Source organism: Aeromonas sp. 1HA1 (genome assembly GCF_029237385.1).
Lineage (GTDB): Bacteria > Pseudomonadota > Gammaproteobacteria > Enterobacterales > Aeromonadaceae > Aeromonas > Aeromonas popoffii.
Genome location: NZ_JAACGC010000021.1, coordinates 44,549 through 60,825, shown reverse-complemented (window position 1 = coordinate 60,825; position 16,277 = coordinate 44,549). Strand labels below are relative to the sequence as shown.

16 protein-coding genes and 1 pseudogene are annotated in these 16,277 nt (G+C 57.7%); all 17 read left to right on the top strand.

Annotated elements, in window-relative coordinates:
• Positions 1–114: 114 nt before the first annotated feature.
• A pseudogene (locus tag GWQ22_RS21875) lies at positions 115–309 on the top strand (pilus assembly protein PilM); the annotation flags it as partial.
• A complete protein-coding gene (gene tapN / locus GWQ22_RS09230; RefSeq protein WP_275930113.1) occupies positions 297–875 on the top strand; it encodes a PilN family type IV pilus biogenesis protein TapN in 579 nt (192 codons plus the stop codon). The pseudogene GWQ22_RS21875 and the gene tapN, both read left to right, overlap by 13 nt.
• A complete protein-coding gene (gene tapO / locus GWQ22_RS09225) occupies positions 872–1,471 on the top strand; it encodes a PilO family type IV pilus biogenesis protein TapO (RefSeq protein ID WP_275930112.1) in 600 nt (199 codons plus the stop codon). The genes tapN and tapO overlap by 4 nt, the downstream gene beginning before the upstream one ends.
• Positions 1,468–1,998, top strand: a complete 531-nt coding sequence (locus tag GWQ22_RS09220; RefSeq protein WP_275930111.1) for a pilus assembly protein PilP — start codon at positions 1,468–1,470, stop codon at positions 1,996–1,998. The genes tapO and GWQ22_RS09220 overlap by 4 nt, the downstream gene beginning before the upstream one ends.
• 15 nt (positions 1,999–2,013) lie before the next feature.
• Positions 2,014–4,179: a type IV pilus secretin PilQ family protein gene (locus GWQ22_RS09215; RefSeq protein ID WP_275930110.1), complete on the top strand. Its 2,166-nt coding sequence runs from the start codon at positions 2,014–2,016 to the stop codon at positions 4,177–4,179.
• Between the two features lie 191 nt (positions 4,180–4,370).
• A complete protein-coding gene (gene aroK / locus GWQ22_RS09210) occupies positions 4,371–4,889 on the top strand; it encodes a shikimate kinase AroK (protein WP_005317117.1) in 519 nt (172 codons plus the stop codon).
• A 14-nt stretch (positions 4,890–4,903) separates the two neighbouring features.
• Positions 4,904–5,983 carry a 3-dehydroquinate synthase gene (aroB, locus tag GWQ22_RS09205; RefSeq protein WP_042033841.1) on the top strand — a complete coding sequence of 360 codons (1,080 nt, stop codon included), beginning with the start codon at positions 4,904–4,906 and terminating at the stop codon, positions 5,981–5,983.
• On the top strand, positions 5,976–7,583 hold the full coding sequence (locus tag GWQ22_RS09200; RefSeq protein WP_275930109.1) for an SPOR domain-containing protein: 1,608 nt from the start codon (positions 5,976–5,978) through the stop codon (positions 7,581–7,583). The genes aroB and GWQ22_RS09200 overlap by 8 nt, the downstream gene beginning before the upstream one ends.
• A gap of 70 nt (positions 7,584–7,653) precedes the next feature.
• Positions 7,654–8,526 carry a Dam family site-specific DNA-(adenine-N6)-methyltransferase gene (locus tag GWQ22_RS09195; RefSeq protein WP_042033844.1) on the top strand — a complete coding sequence of 291 codons (873 nt, stop codon included), beginning with the start codon at positions 7,654–7,656 and terminating at the stop codon, positions 8,524–8,526.
• A gap of 198 nt (positions 8,527–8,724) precedes the next feature.
• The gene (gene rpe, locus GWQ22_RS09190; RefSeq protein ID WP_108536660.1) at positions 8,725–9,399 is read left to right on the top strand and encodes a ribulose-phosphate 3-epimerase; all 675 of its coding nucleotides are present in this window, start codon (positions 8,725–8,727) and stop codon (positions 9,397–9,399) included.
• The gene (locus GWQ22_RS09185; RefSeq protein ID WP_275930108.1) at positions 9,386–10,054 is read left to right on the top strand and encodes a phosphoglycolate phosphatase; all 669 of its coding nucleotides are present in this window, start codon (positions 9,386–9,388) and stop codon (positions 10,052–10,054) included. Before rpe ends, GWQ22_RS09185 begins: the two co-directional genes overlap by 14 nt.
• Before the next feature lie 39 nt (positions 10,055–10,093).
• Positions 10,094–11,098 (top strand): tryptophan--tRNA ligase, encoded by a 1,005-nt coding sequence (trpS, locus tag GWQ22_RS09180; RefSeq protein WP_275930107.1) that lies wholly within the window; start codon positions 10,094–10,096, stop codon positions 11,096–11,098.
• Positions 11,099–11,221: 123 nt separating this feature from the next.
• Complete coding sequence (locus GWQ22_RS09175) at positions 11,222–11,437, top strand: hypothetical protein (RefSeq protein WP_042039214.1); 216 nt, start codon at positions 11,222–11,224, stop codon at positions 11,435–11,437.
• Positions 11,438–11,458: 21 nt separating this feature from the next.
• Entirely contained in the window at positions 11,459–12,040 is a 582-nt protein-coding gene (locus tag GWQ22_RS09170) for an aminodeoxychorismate synthase component II (RefSeq protein WP_042039213.1), read from the top strand.
• Between the two features lie 277 nt (positions 12,041–12,317).
• A complete protein-coding gene (locus GWQ22_RS09165) occupies positions 12,318–13,535 on the top strand; it encodes an aspartate aminotransferase family protein (RefSeq protein WP_275930106.1) in 1,218 nt (405 codons plus the stop codon).
• A gap of 75 nt (positions 13,536–13,610) precedes the next feature.
• Positions 13,611–14,630, top strand: coding sequence for an arginine N-succinyltransferase (gene astA, locus GWQ22_RS09160; protein ID WP_275930105.1), 1,020 nt, complete (start codon positions 13,611–13,613; stop codon positions 14,628–14,630).
• A gap of 71 nt (positions 14,631–14,701) precedes the next feature.
• On the top strand, positions 14,702–16,171 hold the full coding sequence (gene astD / locus GWQ22_RS09155; protein ID WP_275930104.1) for a succinylglutamate-semialdehyde dehydrogenase: 1,470 nt from the start codon (positions 14,702–14,704) through the stop codon (positions 16,169–16,171).
• Positions 16,172–16,277: the final 106 nt, after the last annotated feature.

The window sequence follows — 16,277 nt, the reverse complement described above, 5'->3', positions numbered from 1 at the left end:
TCAAGGGATTTGCGCTGCTGACGTTGGTAGCGAACAACGTGAAATTCAAGGACGGAGTAAAGGTGCTGGAGGAGTCAGACAGGAGTGCCGCCTGACCGACGCCATACACCAGATTTGACAATAGCTCGTGGCAGTCTGATACCCGGGCTTGTCGCTCAGGTCCGCAATGAACTCAGCTGTGAAGTATTGCATCCCGATCCTTTCGCTTTGTTTGGTAAACCCAAAGGGGAGGGGGGACTCGCTCATGGTGCCAAATACATGACGGCGCTGGGTCTGGCAATGAGGAGCTTCACTCCATGTCAAATATAAACCTCCTCCCCTGGCGTGAAGCCAGAGCCCAGCGGCAGAAGAAGCAGTTCGGTGTCATGCTCGGAATTTTCCTGGCGATCACCGCCGCCCTCGGCTTTGCCGCCGACTGGCTGGTGGAGCAGCAGATCAGTTATCAACAGCAGCGAAATCAACGTTTGTTGCAAGAGATGACCATACTCGATGCGCAGCTCGGCGAGATCCGGCTGCTCAAGGAAAGGCGCAAGGAGCTGATCGATCGCATGCAGTTGATTGAACAGCTGCAGATGCGTCGCAATCTGCCGGTTCGCCTGTTCAATCAGTTGCCCTCGCTGGTACCCAACGGGGTGTATTTGAACACGCTTGCCTTGCAAGACAACCGGATCGACGTCAACGGCAAGACCGAAGCCTATGGTCGGGTTGCCAGCATGATGCGGCGCATCGATGGCTCCGGTTGGCTGGAGCAGTCACAGCTCAGCACGATTTTTGCGACCGACGTTGCGCCAGTTTCACTGAGTCAGTTTTCCATGTCCTTCCAGGTTGCCGCTGCGGAAGGTACCGCCGTCGATGCGGTTAAGGGGCAAGAATGAACCTACAACAGCTCAATGAACTGGATCTCAACAACATTGCCAGCTGGCCCAAGTTGGCCAAGGGCATTTTCATCCTGTTTTTTTGTGCGCTGCTGGGCGGCGCAATCTATTACTACGTGATTGCGAATTCATTGGCCTTGCTGGCCCAGGAAACCAACAAGGAGGCTGAACTGAAGGCGCAGTTCGAGAGCAAGGCGATGCTTGCTGCCAATCTGGGGGCATACAAGATACAGATGGTACAACTTGAGCAGTTGGTCGATACCCAGCTCAAACAGTTACCCAATACTCACGAGGTGGCGGGTTTGCTGGACGATATCAGCTTCATTGCGACCGACAACGGCCTTAAATTAAATCGCATCAACTGGGAGTCCGAGATAAAACACGAGTTTTCCACTGAACTGCCCATGCGGATCGAGGTCGTGGGTACCTACCATGAGATTGGCAAGTTCACGGCTGACATGGCGGCGCTGCCGCGGATCGTCATCCTGGAGTCGTTCACCCTGGGGCAGAGCAAGGAGCCAGACGAGATGATCAGCATGTCGATGCTGGCCAAGACCTACAAGTACAACGGCAAGACAGTGGGGCAGAAAAAATGAGGATGATCTGCGTACTCTTGCCCGTGTGTCTGTTGACCGCCTGCGGTGGGCAGGATGAGATGGATAACTATGTGGCTCAGACCAAGGCCAGGCAGCCTGTGCCTATCGAGCCGCTACCTGAAATCAAACCGTTTTCGCCCATGGCTTATCATCTCAGCGATCAGCGCAGCCCTTTCATTGCCCCCCAGCCCGAGGCCAGCAGCGCCAAGGTCGATGCCAAGATGAAACCAGATTGTGCCCAGATGGTCGTCAACAGAGAGAAAGAAGTCTTGGAGAGCTACTCGCTGGCCAGCCTGAGTATGCAGGGATCGCTCGGCAAGCAGGGTCAGTTGTGGGCCTTGATCCGGACGCCGGATGGTCAGTCTGTGCGGGTGGGTCTCAACCAACATATGGGACTTGATCAGGGCCGAGTGATCAGGATCACTGATACCTACGTGGATTTGATTGAGACTATTCCGGATGGCAAAGGATGCTGGGTCACCAGAGAAACCCAATTGGGCATGGCCAATCTTGAAGCAAAACGATAATCAGGGATGACTGCGATGAGAATAACAATCGGTACTGTAACCAGAGTTGCCCTGCTATTTTGCGCCGGGGCATGGAGCCAGGCCTGGGCAGTGGCCACTTTGCAAGAGGTGAAAGTGAATGCGCTGATGGCCGATCAGCTGTTGCTGGAGTTGAGCTTCAGTGAACCGGTCAGCGGCTTTACCGACCGGCTCTCCTATGAGCCCAATCAGCTGTTGCTGCATGTGCCAGGAGCCGTGGGGGCGCTCAATGTCAATCCGCTGCCCATCAAGCAACAGGGGGTCGATAATCTCAAGGTCGAGGGCAAGGGAGCCGGGCTCGACATCAAGATAGCGCTCGATCAATTGACCCCTTATCAGGTGCATCAGCAGGGCAACAAGCTGCTGGTCGCTCTGGGAGAAAAGGCAACCATGCCTCTTCCGGCTTCGAGCCAGTCAGCGGGCATGGTCTCAGCACCGACGACCTCGCCTGCCTTTGTCAATCCTTCGCCTGTGACTCAGTCTGCCCCGGTGGCCGTACCGGTAGCCAGTAAACCCGTCTTGCCCGCAGCGCAGACCGGGGCAAGCGACGCCTATTTCAACTCCGTCAAGGGGGTGGATTTCAGGCGTGGCAAGGATGGGCATGGGGAGTTTCTGGTCACGCTGGACAACAGCTCGGCGGTTGTGGATGTCAGCAGCCGTGGCCAGACCGTGCTGGCCAAGTTCCATGGTACTCGCGTACCGGACGACCTGCTCAATCGGATCAATGTGCAGGACTTTGCCACCCCTGTCACTCAGGTAGAGGTGTTCCGCCAGGGCAATGACACCCTGTTCGAGCTCTCCGTCAATGGCCAGTTTGATTACCGCTACGATCAGGCGGACAAGATGTTCATTGTCGAGGTGAAAAAGCGCACAGCGGTGACCGCAGGCAAACAGTATCAGGGCAAACCGATTTCGCTGAACTTCCAGGATATTCCTGTGCGTACCGTGCTGCAGCTCATTGCCGATTTCAACAACCTCAACCTGGTCACCACGGACTCAGTATCAGGCAATATCACACTTCGGCTCGATGGTGTGCCCTGGGAGCAGGCGCTGGACATCATCCTCAAGGTGAAAGGGCTGGATAAACGACTGGATAACAACATTCTGCTGGTGGCGCCGGCAGAAGAGATCGCCGCTCGGGAGAAGCAGCAGCTGGAGAGTCGCAATCAGGTGGCCGATTTGGCGCCGCTCTATACCGAGTACTTGCAGATCAACTATGCCAAGGCATCCGAGGTGGCGAATTTACTTTCATCCAAGAGTACCAAATTGCTCTCTTCCAAGGGGGCCGTGAGTGTCGATGAGCGGACCAACGTGCTGGTGGTCAAAGATACGGCAGAGGTCATCAGCAACATCAAGCGCATGCTGGATATCCTGGATATTCCGGTCAAACAGGTGGTGATCGAAGCGCGCATGGTGACCATAGATGATGGATTCGACGAGGCGCTCGGGGTGCGTTGGGGCGTGACCAAAAACGATGGTCACGGCAACAGTACATCGGGTTCCATCGAAGGTAATGATGGCTCCGGCAATAACAATGGCGGTTCGACCATCACCCGTCCCGGGGTGGATGACAGATTGAACGTCAATTTGCCGGTCACCAATGCCGCTGGCACCCTGGCATTTCAGGTGGCCCGTCTGGCGAATGGTACCCTGCTGGACCTCGAACTGTCGGCGCTGGAAAAAGAGAGCAAGGCTGAAATCATCGCCAGCCCCCGTGTCACCACTGCCAACCAGAAACCGGCGCTGATCGAGCAGGGGACCGAGATCCCCTATGTGGAGTCCTCCTCCAGTGGCGCCACCTCCGTCACCTTCAAGAAGGCAGTATTGAGCCTCAAGGTTACACCGCAAATCACGCCGGACAACCGGGTTATCCTGGATCTGACCGTGACCCAGGACACCAAGGGTGAGACGGTACCAACCGGTACCGGTGATGCGGTCTCCATCAATGCCCAGTCCATCACCACTCAGGTGCTGGTCAACAATGGCGAGACCTTGGTGCTTGGCGGCATCTATCAACAGACCATCAAGAGCGATGTCAGCAAGGTGCCTCTACTCGGTGATATCCCGGGTCTTGGCCTGTTGTTTCGCAAGACAACCAGCGAGAATAAAAAGCGGGAATTGCTAATTTTCGTGACGCCGAAGATAGTCACTGACGCCTTCTGAATGCTTTACATGTGAGGGTAAAACACATATAACCTTACGCCCCAATGAGGCTGGGGCGTAAGGGCTGCGGTTGCCAGTCCCGATTTCTATTGAGATAATCCCCCTCCTGATCCATCGCAAGACAAGGTTCATAGGTACCCCGATCGAGTGTTTGTCGGGGTCGTACAGTTTGTAATTACTAATGAAAAGACATGGCTGAGAAACGCAATATTTTCCTGATAGGTCCCATGGGTGCGGGCAAGAGCACCATAGGTAGACATCTGGCAGAACAACTGCATATGGAGTTTTTCGACTCAGATCATGAGATTGAGCGCCGCAGTGGTGCCGATATCGGCTGGGTGTTCGATGTTGAAGGCGAAGAGGGTTTCCGGATCCGCGAAGAGAAGGTCATAGGCGACCTTTCAGAACAGCAGGGTATCGTGCTGGCGACGGGTGGCGGTGCCATCAAGAGCCGTGAAACACGGAACAAGCTCTCTGCTCGCGGTATCGTGGTGTACCTCGAAACAACCATTGAGAAGCAGCTGGCACGCACACAAAGAGACAAGCGTCGCCCACTGCTGCAAACCGAAGAGCCGCCGCGCGAAGTACTCGAGCGTCTGGCACAAGAGCGCAATGCGCTGTATGAAGAAGTGGCTGACTTTGTCATCCAGACTGATGATCAGAGCGCTAAAATTGTTGCTAATCAAATTGTTAAGTTGATTGGCATGTAATCTAGAGGACGTCCATGGAAAGGTTGAAGGTCGAACTGGGTGAACGCAGTTATCCCATCGAGATAGCGGCGGGTCTGTTGCAGCATGCAGAGGTGCTGACACAAACCATCAAGGGCAAACGGGTCATGATAGTGACCAATACCGTTGTTGCGCCCTTGTATCTTGAGCGGATTATCCAGTTGCTGTCCGGTTTTCAGGTTGAACACCTGATCCTGCCGGACGGTGAGGCCTACAAGACCCTGGCAACCTTCGAGCGGATCATGTCTGCTCTGCTGGAAACCAACCATGGTCGGGACACTACACTGATCGCCCTGGGGGGCGGTGTGATTGGGGATGTTGTCGGCTTTGCTGCGGCAAGCTACCAACGTGGCATTCCTTTTATTCAAGTGCCTACCACACTGCTCTCCCAGGTTGATTCATCCGTCGGCGGCAAGACCGCCGTCAATCATCCCCTCGGCAAGAACATGATTGGGGCCTTTTATCAGCCCAAACATGTGGTTATCGACACCGAATGCCTCAAGACCCTGCCTGCCCGTGAATTTGCCGCCGGCATGGCCGAGGTCATCAAGTACGGCATCATCTGGGACGCCGAATTCTTCTCCTGGCTCGAAACCAACATGTCCCGTCTGCAGGCGCTGGAGCCGGCTGCCCTGGCGTATGCCATTCGCCGCTGCTGCGAGATCAAGGCCGATGTGGTAGCGCAGGACGAGACAGAGCACGGTGTGCGTGCCCTGCTGAACCTGGGCCACACCTTTGGTCACGCCATCGAGGCCGAAAAAGGCTATGGGAACTGGCTGCACGGCGAAGCCGTTGCCGCAGGCATGATGCTGGCTGCATTCACGGCCGAGGTGCGTGGCGAGCTGGATAACCGGCAGGTAGCCCGTATCCGCGATCTGCTGCTGGCGGCCAATCTACCCATCCAGGCGCCGGCCGAGATGGATTTCGATGCCTTCATTCGCCATATGCGGCGTGACAAGAAGGTACTGGAAGGCAAGCTGCGACTGATATTGCCAGTCGGTATCGGCCATGCACAGGTGGTGGCCGATGTCTCCGATGCTGAATTGTTGGCGGTGATCGAGTCTGGTCGTGAGTAATAATAAACTGCTTAAACTTCCTTCCCAGCGGCAGCTGGTTGACCGGCTGCTGCACCTGATTGAATTCAATCACCCCTTTATTTTTCTCTCTGGCAAGCAAGGCAGTGGTCGCGGCACCCTGTGTGAATCCCTGCTCGGTGCCCTGCCCGAAAAAGTGCGAGTCGTGAGCCTGATTGGCAGTCCTGCCATGAAAATGGCGGACGTGCGTCAGTTGCTGTTGCCGCAGGTGGTGGCAAGGCCGCTGTTCAATCCACAGGATGCGCTGGCCGACAGCTTCTTTCGCATGCTGGAAGGCAAGTCTGCCACCCTGCTACTGCTGATCGAACGTGCCGACGAGTTGCCCGCCGAGCTGGTTGGTGAGCTGTGGAGCCTCTGTCGTCACAACGATACCCTCTCCGTGCCGCATCAGCTGGCCATCGTACTCTCCGGCAGTGACGTCTGGTGTCGCAACCAGAAGGTCCTGCTGAAAGGGCGGGCAATGCCGGCATTGGAGCTGGAAGTGGCGCCACTGAGCGCGCCAGAGCAACGTATCTTCTTGTATGAGAAAGCCAAAGAGCTCAAGATCCCGGCAGCCCTCTTGCCCAAGTTGAAAGTGGAAGAGATCCTGAACGCGGCAAATGGACATCCGTCCATCATCATGCAGTTACTGGAGGATATCATGACCGACAGAAGGCCCAAGAAGCGTCAGGCAGAGTTGCCCGTCAAGAAGATTGCGACCGTGCTGGCAGTGGTTGCCGCCGGCTTGCTGGCCCTGAGCTATCTGCTGCCAGCTCTGTTTAACGGTGAGAGCAAGCGTTCTGCGCTGGAACCTGCGCAAATCACGGCTTTGCCCATTCCGGTGTCTGGTGGTGATCCCCTGACCATAGGCGGCACCGATACCGGTAGCGATGGCCGGAGCGGTGGTCAGGGCAGTGCGAATGCCAGTGGTGATAACCCGAGCGGTGTGGTGCGCGATTGGCAGCCGGATGCCAAGGTATTGCCCAAGGTGGTCGAGAGCGAGCCCATGACCACCGAATCGACCAATTACGAGGGGCGCCGGGTGGTGATCTCCGATGAAGTGGTCGAGAAACTGATGAACCAACCCAACGTCAGCGGTGCTTTGCCCATGGTCGTGGTGGATGAGCTGACCGGTGCCGATTCCCAAGCCGTTTCGACTCAGGTTGCCCAGGCTCAGAATACATCGACCCAGGGCCTGCTTGCCAAGCCGGCCACCGCGCCCAAGGCCGAGAGCACCCCAGTTGCAACCAAACCGGTCGCCAAGCAAGCCGTGGTTGAACCCGTGGTGGCACCGTCACCCAAGGTGGCGTTGACACCGGCGGCGACCCTGAACAAGAAGCCCAAGCGTCATTACAGCATCCAGCTGATGGGGGCGAGCAACACCAAGGCCGTCGACAAGTTCGTGGCCGAGCACGCTCTGGCAGGCAATGTCTGGGTTTACAAAACCCAGTTCCGTGGCAGCCCCTGGTACGTGGTATTGCAAGGGGATTATGCCAATGCAGCCCAAGCCAAGGCTGCCATTCGCAAGCTCTCACCCGCCCTGCTCAAGGGACAGCCCTGGCCCAAGTCGTTTGCTCAGGTACAAAAAGAGTTGAAGCAATAGCCATTGCGCCCGGTAAGGGGGTAGAATCGTCCCCCTTTTTTGGTCGATGCCTTCTTAACACCGGATTTCCATGAAAAAAACACGCGCTTTTTTAAAATGGGCCGGGGGAAAATACTCCCTGGTTGAAGAGATTGCCGAGCGCTTGCCGGCCGGGCGTGTGTTGCTGGAGCCCTTCGTCGGGGCCGGGTCCGTGTTTCTCAACACCGACTACGACGCCTATGTGCTCAACGACATCAATCCGGATCTGATCTGCCTTTACAACCATCTCAAGCTGACGCCTGACCGATTCATCGCCGAAGCGCGCAAGTTGTTTGTGGCCGAGCACAATCACAAGGCGGCCTACTATCGGCTGCGTACCCAGTTCAATCAGACCGAAACCACCTTTGAGCGGGCACTGCTGTTCCTGTTTCTCAACCGCCACGGTTTCAATGGTTTGTGTCGCTATAACAAGAAGGGCGGCTTTAACGTGCCGTTTGGTTCCTACAAGAAGCCCTACTTCCCGGAGAAAGAGCTATGGGCTTTTGCCGAGAAGGCGCAGAAGGCGACCTTCATCTGCGAAAGCTATGCCGATGCCATCAAGCGCGCCGAGCCGGACTGGGTGATCTACTGCGATCCCCCCTATGCGCCGCTTTCCACCACGGCGAGCTTCACCACCTATTCCGCAGGCGGTTTCACGCTGGATGATCAGGCCATACTGGCGCGGCTGGCCCGTCACACGGCTGCCCACAAGGGGGTGCCGGTGCTTATCAGCAACCACGACATAGAGCTGACTCGCGAGCTATACCGTGGCGCTCGACTGGACGAGATCTTGGTTAAGCGCACCATCAGCCGCAACGGCGGTAGCCGCAACAAGGTGGCCGAGCTGCTGGCGCTCTACCCGCCCGGTATCGAGCCGGAGCAGGGTCACTACCCCAGCGATGCCGAGCTTGTCTCACTCGGCTGATCTTCTGGCGGCACCCTCGGGTGCCGCTGCTGTTTCCAGGTTTCGCTGCTCTTCTCCCCGCATTCGGGTCGTTTTCATCGGACATGTGCGGCAACGTTGGCGGCTCATTTTTACCTTCCTGCGTTCGGGTCGTTTTCATCGGATATTTGCGGTAAAATTACGCCGCTTTTTCTGCCCGCTAGCCAATGGATGACGCTGATGAAAGACTTTCTGATTGCCCCCTCGATCCTGTCCGCCGATTTCGCCCGTCTGGGCGATGATGTTGCCAGAGTGCTGACCGCCGGTGCCGACGTGGTGCATTTCGACGTGATGGACAACCACTATGTCCCCAACCTGACCATAGGCCCCATGGTCTGTCAGGCCCTGCGCGACTATGGCATCGAGGCGCTCATCGATGTGCACCTGATGGTCAAGCCGGTGGATCGCATAGTCCCGGACTTCGCCAAGGCGGGCGCCAATCTGATCACCTTCCACCCGGAAGCGTCCGATCACGTGGATCGCACCCTGGGCCTCATCAAGGAGCAGGGCTGCCAGGCGGGTCTGGTGCTGAACCCGGCGACGCCGCTCACCTGCCTTGAGTACGTGATGGACAAGCTGGATGTGATCCTGCTGATGTCGGTCAACCCGGGCTTCGGGGGGCAGAGCTTCATTCCCGGCACCCTCGACAAGCTGCGCCAGGTGCGTCGCCTGATCGACGAGAGTGGCCGTGACATTCGCCTCGAGATCGATGGCGGCGTCAAGGTCGACAACATTCGCGAGATCGCACAAGCCGGTGCCGACATGTTTGTAGCCGGCTCTGCCATCTTCAGCCAGCCGGACTACAAGGCGGTGATCGACCGGATGCGCGCGGAGCTTGCCCATGTCGAACGCTGAGCGTGATTTTGATCTGGTGCTGTTCGATCTGGACGGCACCCTGATAGACAGCGCCCCTCAGCTGGCGCTGGCGGTTAACCGTACCCTCACCGAGCTGGGACTGGCCGAGGCCGACGAGGCCGTGGTGCGTACCTGGGTCGGCAACGGGGCCGACAAGCTGATCCAGCGGGCGCTGGATTACCGTGAGGCCCCTGTGCTGTTTGCCACGGCGCGCCCCCTGTTCGATAGGCATTATCAGGCCTGTCTGCTGGAAGGGCTGGCCATGTATGACGGGGTTGAGCAGAGCCTGCGCCGCCTGCAGAAGCTCGGTTACCTGCAGGCCGTCGTGACCAACAAGCCGAGTCACTTCGTGCAGCCCATCCTGGATGCCCTCGGCATCAGCGACTGTTTCGCGCTCTGGCTGGGTGGCAACTGTGTTCCCGTTAAAAAACCCAGCCCGGATCCGCTGCTGCATGCCTGCCACGAGCTGGGCGTCAGCCCGTCGCGGACCCTGATGGTGGGTGACTCCGAGAATGACGTGCTGGCCGCGCAGGCCGCCGGCATCAAGGTGGTGGGATTGACCTATGGCTATAACTATGGCCGCCCCATTGCAGATTCCCGCCCGGACTGGGTATGCGAGCAGTTTGCCCAACTCGATGCACTCTTGGCCGAATAAGGCTGCCGAGCTGGCCGAATAACAAGGATTAACACTCTCATGACTAAACCTATCGTACTGAGCGGGGCCCAACCCTCGGGTCAGCTGACCATCGGCAACTACCTGGGGGCCCTGCGTCAGTGGGTCAATATGCAGGATGACTTCGACTGCCTTTACTGCATCGTCGACCTGCATGCCATCACCACCCGCCAGGAGCCAGCCGCCCTGCGCAAGGCGTGTCTCGATGCCGCCGCCCTCTATCTGGCGGTGGGGATCGATCCCAAGAAGAGCACCGTCTTCATCCAGTCTCACGTACCACAGCACGCCGAACTTGGCTGGATCCTGAACTGCTACACCCAGATGGGCGAGCTGTCGCGCATGACCCAGTTCAAGGACAAGTCCGCCCGTTTCGAGAACAACGTCAACGTCGGTCTGTTTGGTTATCCGGTGCTGATGGCTGCCGATATCCTGCTCTATCAGGCCAATCAGGTACCGGTCGGCAACGATCAGAAGCAGCATCTGGAGCTGACTCGCGACATCTGCACCCGGTTCAACAATCTGCACGGCGAGGCGTTCACTCTGCCAGAGCCCTTCATCCCTAGCGACGGGGCACGGGTGATGAGCCTGCAGGATCCGACCAAGAAGATGTCCAAGTCCGATGACAACGAGGCCAACTTCATCAGTCTTCTGGAAGATCCCAAGCAGATCGTCAAGAAGATAAAGCGTGCCGTGACCGACTCCGACGAGCCGGCGGTGGTGCGGTTCGATCCCCAGAACAAGCCGGGGGTCTCCAACCTGCTGACCCTGATGTCCGGGGTAACCGGTCGCTCCATCCCCGAGTTGGAGCAGCACTTTGAAGGCAAGATGTACGGTCACCTCAAGACCGAGACTGCCGAGGCTGTCGTTGCCTTGCTGGAACCTATTCAGGCGCGCTTTCGCGAGCTGCGTCAGGATGAAGCTCATCTGCAAACAATTTTGGCGGCAGGTGCACAAAAGGCACGGGAAAGGGCTGAAAAAACCCTGACCAGGGTATATGATGTCATCGGCTTTGTTCCTCGAGCCTGACATACTGGGAAGGTGTAGTAGAAGAGAGCTGGGTATTTGCCTAGCTTTCTTTGTTTTTACCCGACCTGCTATTTGTAATTCATCTTCCAATTTCAAACGCGGGCTTTTGCCCCAAGAGTAAGCATGTCTGTCGAATCCAATATCATGATTGAAGAGCTGGGTGACAAAGGTCACTGGCTGCGTAAATTTCGCAAGGCCAAGAACCTCAATACTCTGCAGCTGATGGTCTCCAACGCCATCGACAAATACCACAAGACCCCTGCCATCGCCGCCGCCATCTATCTGGCCGAATGCCAGCGCGAGCGCGAAATGGAACAGGGTCGTTATCTGGATCGTTAATTCTCTGTCTCTGGTTGCCCCATGCTGTTGCTGATCGATAACTACGACTCCTTTACCTGGAACCTGGTGCAGTATTTTGGCGCTCTGGGGCAAGAGGTGGTGGTGAAGCGCAATGATGAATTGACGCTGGATTCTATCGCGCAGCTCTCCCCCCGTTATCTGGTGATCTCCCCCGGCCCCTGCACGCCCAATGAGGCGGGCATTTCCCTTGCGGCCATCAGCCGCTTTGCCGGTCAGCTCCCTATCTTGGGTGTCTGTCTCGGCCATCAATCCCTGGCGCAGGTCTTCGGGGCCCAAGTGGTGCGTGCCCGTCAGGTGATGCATGGCAAGACGTCGCTCATCCGCCATCAGGGGCAGGGTGTATTTCGCGGTCTGAACGATCCGCTGCGGGTCACCCGTTATCATTCGTTGATCGTGGATCAGGGCACACTGCCCGACTGTTTCGAGATCACCGCCTGGAGCGAGCACGCCGATGGCTCTTTTGACGAGATCATGGGCTTGCGCCATAAGCAGTTGAATATAGAGGGAGTTCAGTTCCATCCGGAGAGCATCCTGAGCGAGCAGGGTCACCAATTGCTGGCCAATTTTTTAGCAACTTCCTGAATCGTTGTGATCGGCTTCCCAGAATCGACATGAAGCCAAAAATATTTTCCCTGACACTTTATTCACCCCCCTCCCTGTCCAAATTATCTCTTGCCAATACCCCCTGAGCCGTTATGCAATGCGGTTGCCTAAAATCTCACAGGCAATCGAACATTGTTCCCTGTAACTCGTGTTGTTGCAGACTTTTAGCTTTTTTTCTGTGACAATGCCGATGTGTTTACATGGATTTAACTTTTGGGCGGTGGATTATTCTGTCGCCAGATCGAAGGAGAGCAATATGTCAGAGTTGTTGGCAGTGACACGTGAAGTGTTTGATGAAGTGATGGTTCCCAACTATGCGCCCGCCAAGATCATCCCGGTGCGTGGTGAAGGGTCACGTGTCTGGGATCAGGAAGGCCGTGAGTATGTCGATTTTGCCGGTGGGATAGCCGTCAATGGTCTCGGCCATTGCCATCCCAAGCTGGTCGAAGCGCTGAAAACCCAGGGCGAGAAGCTGTGGCACCTCTCCAACGTGATGACCAACGAGCCAGCCCTGCGCCTGGCCAAGAAGCTGGTTGCCGCCACCTTTGCCGACAAGGTCTATTTCTGCAACTCGGGCGCCGAAGCCAACGAAGCGGCCCTCAAACTGGCCCGTCGTTACGCCATCGAGAAGTTCGGTGCGCACAAGACCCAGATCATCGCCTTTCATCAGGGTTTCCATGGTCGTACCTTCTTTACCGTCAGTGTCGGTGGCCAGGCCGCCTACTCGGATGGTTTCGGTCCCAAGCCGGCGGATATCACCCATGTGACTTACAACGACCTGGCGGAGCTGGCTGCTGTCATCTCCGACAATACCTGCGCCGTGGTGATGGAGCCGCTGCAAGGGGAGGGGGGCATCATTCGTCCGACCGACGCGTTCGCCAAGGGCGTGCGTGAGCTGTGCGACAAACACAATGCCCTACTGGTCTATGACGAAGTGCAGTCCGGGGTCGGCCGTACCGGTGATCTCTACGCCTATATGGGTCTGGGTGTCACGCCTGACATCCTCACCAGCGCCAAGGCGCTCGGCGGCGGCTTCCCCATCGGCGCCATGCTGACCACCAACGAGATCGCGGCTCATTTGAAAGTGGGTACTCACGGTTCCACCTACGGCGGCAACCCGCTGGCCTGTGCGGTGGCCGAGGCGGTGATCGATGTGGTCAACACCCCGGAAGTGCTCAGCGGCATCAAGCAGCGCGAACAGCTGTTCCGTGCCGGGCTCGATGCTATCAATGCCAAGTACCACTGCTTTAGCGAAGTGCGTGGCAAGGGGCTGTTGCTCGGCGCCGTGCTGAACGATGACTACAAGGGCCGTTCCCGTGACTTCCTGCTGGCCTCTATCGATCAGGGGTTGATGGCACTGGTCGCGGGTACCAACGTGGTGCGTTTTGCCCCCTCGCTGGTTATCCCGGAAGCGGACATCAAGGAAGGGCTGGCCCGGTTCGAGAAAGCGGTTGCCCAGGTGGTTAACGCCTGATCCAAATTGAGGTGGGGAGCCCTCCCGGCAGGAGCCGGGACCCCACCTGTCGTCAATGAAAGGGAGTTGTCATTTATGTTGGTTATCCGTCCCATCGAGCAAAAAGATTTTGCCGGTCTCAAGACCTGTGCCATTGAATCCGGCACCGGCATGACTTCGTTACCTGTCAACGATGAACTGCTGCAGCGCAAGATAGATGCCTCGACCCAGACCTTCTCGGACAAACCGGCAGGTAAGGGTGATTGCCTCTACTTCTTCGTCGCTGAGGATCTGGAGACCGGCGAAATGGTCGGTACCTGTGCCATCGATGCGGCCGTGGGCCTGTCCCAGCCGTTTTACAACTATCACATCGGCAAGGTGGTGCACTCTTCCCCCAAGCTCGGCATCTACAACGTGGTCGAGACGCTCACGCTGTCCAATGACTACACCGGCAATTCCGAACTCTGCACCCTGTTTCTGCGTGAATGCGCCCGCGAGGGGCTCAACGGCCGCCTGCTCTCCAAGCACCGCTTCCTGTTCATGGCCGAGCATCCCGAGTTGTTCGACGATACCGTCTTTGCCGAGATGCGTGGCGTCTCCGATGGCAATGGTCACAGCCCCTTCTACGAGTGGCTGCAAAAGCATTTCTTCTCGATGGATTTTCCCACCGTCGACTATCTCACCGGCATTGGCAAGAAGCGCTTCATCGCCGAGTTGATGCCCAAGTACCCCATCTACGTCAACTTGCTGAGCAACGAGGCGCGCGCCGTCATCGGCCAGACCCACGACAAGACCCGCCCGGCCATCAAGATGCTGCAGGATGAAGGCTTCGTGAACCGGGGTTATGTCGACATCTTCGATGCAGGCCCCACCGTCGAGTGTGACGTGAAGAATATCCGCAGCGTGCGCCGCAGTCAGAAGCTGCGGGTGCTGATCGGCGAACCCATAGGTGGCAAGATCCATCTGGTCTGTAATACCCACTACGAGCACTACCGTGCCTGCTACGGCAATATTCGGGTCGATCTCGACAAGCATGAAGCCATCATTCCGCCCAAGATGGCGACGGCACTCAAGGTGCAGGATGGTGACATGGTACGCGCCGTCGATCTCGATTGAGCCGTATTGGCAGTAAAACCGCATATGAAACAGGCAGCCAACGTTGCTTGCGAACCACAGGGAGTGAATGGATGAGCCAGTTAGTACAACTGATAGACGGTCAATGGCTTGCCGGTGAAGGCAAGCCATTCGAGTCAAGGGATCCGGCGAAGAACGAGGTTATCTGGCAAGGGGGGGCTGCCAGCGCCGCCCAGGTGGATGCCGCCGTCAAGGCTGCCCGCGCTGCCTTATACCATTGGTCCGATATGAGCCTGGAGGCGCGTCTTGCCATCGTGCGTCGTTACGCTGATCTGCTCGGCGAGCACAAGGAGGCGCTGGCGCTCACCATCGCCCGCGAAACCGGCAAGCCCCTGTGGGAAACCCGCACCGAAGTGGCCGCCATGCAGGGCAAGATCGCCATCTCCATCCGCGCCCATGACGAGCGCACCGGCACGGTCGAAAATCCCATGCCGGGTGCCAAGGCATTCGTGCGCCACAAGCCTCATGGCGTGGTGGCCGTGTTCGGCCCCTACAACTTCCCGGGCCATCTGCCGAACGGTCACATAGTGCCTGCGCTGATCGCCGGTAATACCGTGGTGTTCAAGCCTTCCGAACTGACCCCCATGGTGGCCGAAGCCATGCTGAAGATCTGGCAGGAGGCGGGACTGCCCAAGGGCGTCCTCAACCTGGTGCAGGGCGAAGTGGAGACCGGCAAGGCGCTGGCAGGTAATCCGGATATCGACGGCCTCTTCTTCACTGGCTCGTCCCGTACCGGCCACTTCCTGCACCAGCAGTTTGCCGGTCAGCCCGGCAAGATCCTGGCGCTGGAGATGGGTGGCAACAACCCGCTGATCGTCAAGGATGTGAGTGATATTGATGGCGCCGTTCACGCCATAGTGCAATCTGCCTTCATCACTTCCGGCCAGCGTTGCACCTGCTCCCGCCGTCTGTTTGTCGAGCGCGGTGCCCGGGGCGATGCCCTGGTCAAGCGATTGGTCGAGGTGGTCGGCCAGATCAAGGTTGGCCTCTATGATGCCGCCGAGCAGCCCTTCATGGGGGCCATGATCAGCGAGAAAGCGGCGCTGGGCATGGTAGCGGCGCAAGCCAGCCTGCAACGACTGGGTGGCGAGAGTCTGCTCACCCTCAAGCACCTGGAAGCGGGCACAGGCTTCGTTTCGCCTGGCATCATCGATGTCACCGCTGTGAGCGCACTGCCGGACGAAGAGTATTTTGGCCCGCTGCTGCAGCTCATTCGTTACGACGATTTTGATGCCGCCATCGATCAAGGCAACGCCACCAGCTTCGGCCTCTCGGCGGGCCTGCTCGGTGACCGCGAGGCGGACTGGCACCACTTCTTCAAGCGGATCCGCGCCGGTATCGTCAACTGGAACAAACCCATCACGGGTGCTTCCAGCGCCGCGCCGTTCGGCGGTATCGGTGCCTCCGGCAACCACAGGGCGAGCGCCTACTACGCCGCCGACTACTGCGCCTATCCGGTCGCATCCGTCGAGGACAGCAAAGCCGCCATGCCGGATCAGCTGTCGCCGGGTTTGACCTTTTAACAAGGAAGAGGCTGACACTGTCCTCCTCTGCGTTGAGCGCAGATCACAAACAATAAAAGGGGCACTGAACAGGTGCCCTTGTCTGTACCCGCAATCAAAGGAAAGA

Bases quoted from the DNA above. Each gene is read 5' to 3' on its own strand.
- tapN (WP_275930113.1), top strand. From the start codon at position 297: ATGTCAAATATAAACCTCCTCCCCTGGCGTGAAGCCAGAGCCCAGCGG.
- tapO (WP_275930112.1), top strand. From the start codon at position 872: ATGAACCTACAACAGCTCAATGAACTGGATCTCAACAACATTGCCAGC.
- GWQ22_RS09220 (WP_275930111.1), top strand. From the start codon at position 1,468: ATGAGGATGATCTGCGTACTCTTGCCCGTGTGTCTGTTGACCGCCTGC.
- GWQ22_RS09215 (WP_275930110.1), top strand. From the start codon at position 2,014: ATGAGAATAACAATCGGTACTGTAACCAGAGTTGCCCTGCTATTTTGC.
- aroK (WP_005317117.1), top strand. From the start codon at position 4,371: ATGGCTGAGAAACGCAATATTTTCCTGATAGGTCCCATGGGTGCGGGC.
- aroB (WP_042033841.1), top strand. From the start codon at position 4,904: ATGGAAAGGTTGAAGGTCGAACTGGGTGAACGCAGTTATCCCATCGAG.
- GWQ22_RS09195 (WP_042033844.1), top strand. From the start codon at position 7,654: ATGAAAAAAACACGCGCTTTTTTAAAATGGGCCGGGGGAAAATACTCC.
- rpe (WP_108536660.1), top strand. From the start codon at position 8,725: ATGAAAGACTTTCTGATTGCCCCCTCGATCCTGTCCGCCGATTTCGCC.
- GWQ22_RS09185 (WP_275930108.1), top strand. From the start codon at position 9,386: ATGTCGAACGCTGAGCGTGATTTTGATCTGGTGCTGTTCGATCTGGAC.
- trpS (WP_275930107.1), top strand. From the start codon at position 10,094: ATGACTAAACCTATCGTACTGAGCGGGGCCCAACCCTCGGGTCAGCTG.
- GWQ22_RS09175 (WP_042039214.1), top strand. From the start codon at position 11,222: ATGTCTGTCGAATCCAATATCATGATTGAAGAGCTGGGTGACAAAGGT.
- GWQ22_RS09170 (WP_042039213.1), top strand. From the start codon at position 11,459: ATGCTGTTGCTGATCGATAACTACGACTCCTTTACCTGGAACCTGGTG.
- GWQ22_RS09165 (WP_275930106.1), top strand. From the start codon at position 12,318: ATGTCAGAGTTGTTGGCAGTGACACGTGAAGTGTTTGATGAAGTGATG.
- astA (WP_275930105.1), top strand. From the start codon at position 13,611: ATGTTGGTTATCCGTCCCATCGAGCAAAAAGATTTTGCCGGTCTCAAG.
- astD (WP_275930104.1), top strand. From the start codon at position 14,702: ATGAGCCAGTTAGTACAACTGATAGACGGTCAATGGCTTGCCGGTGAA.